Origin of the sequence: Xanthomonas sp. SHU 308 (assembly GCF_000364645.1) — a bacterium.
Taxonomy (GTDB): Bacteria; Pseudomonadota; Gammaproteobacteria; order Xanthomonadales; family Xanthomonadaceae; genus Xanthomonas_A; species Xanthomonas_A sontii.
In genome coordinates this window covers 1-847 of record NZ_AQOK01000477.1, presented here as the reverse complement: position 1 = coordinate 847, position 847 = coordinate 1, and the positions used below count along the sequence as shown (strand labels likewise).

Below are 847 nucleotides of genomic sequence, written 5' to 3'. Positions count from 1 at the left end.
CCCAGCCGAACCGCAACCTGCTGCTGTGGCGCGACCCGAGCGTGGACGGCATCAAGACCGGCCACACCTCCGAGGCCGGCTACTGCCTGCTCAGCTCGGCCAAGCGCGGCGACCAGCGCCTGATCGCGGTGGTGATGGGCGACAGCTCCGAGAAGCAGCGTGCCGAGGACAGCCTGGCGCTGCTGAACTGGGGCTTCCGCTTCTTCGAGACCCATAGCCTGTACGAGCCGGGCAAGCAGGTCGCGCAGCAGCGCGTGTGGAAGGGTACCGAGAAGCAGGTGCTGCTGGGCGTGGCGCAGCCGCTGCTGGTCAGCGTGCCGCGCGGCCGCTACAACGAACTGAAGCCGTCGATCGAAGTGCCCAAGACCCTGGAGGCACCGATCAAGCAGGGCCAACAGATCGGCATGGTCAAGGTGAGCCTGGACGGCAAGGTGGTGGCGCAGGCCCCGCTGGTGGCGCTGAAGGCGGTCGACGAGGCCGGCTTCTTCAAGCGCCTGTGGGACAGCTTCTGGATGTGGTGGGAATCGGAGTGAGTCTTCTTAAAAAAGCCGGCTGACGCCGGCTTTTTTGTGATTGGAGCCCTGGCAGGGATGTGTGCTGCCGTTCCTCCTTTTGCGTGAGAGCGGCTTCAGCCGCGACGTCTTACCGGTGTGCGTGCAGTGGGCCGGGTGTTGCAGGAGGCGCACGATGCGCGTTTGCATGGACCTGCGATCATGAGCGACCTCAATGCCGGTTGGCGGAGCAGCGCAGCTGGCATGCGAACCTGCCGGAGCAGTGCTGCGCAACGCGAGTGCTCTGTAGCGTATTCGGATCGATATGCCACTTCACCAAGGATGTGTCGCATGAA

Annotated in this window: 1 pseudogene; it reads left to right on the top strand. The window is 64.6% G+C overall.

Annotated features, from left to right (window positions below):
• Positions 1-533 (top strand): annotated as a pseudogene (locus D588_RS0114720) (serine-type D-Ala-D-Ala carboxypeptidase); the annotation flags it as partial.
• Positions 534-847 lie beyond the last annotated feature (314 nt).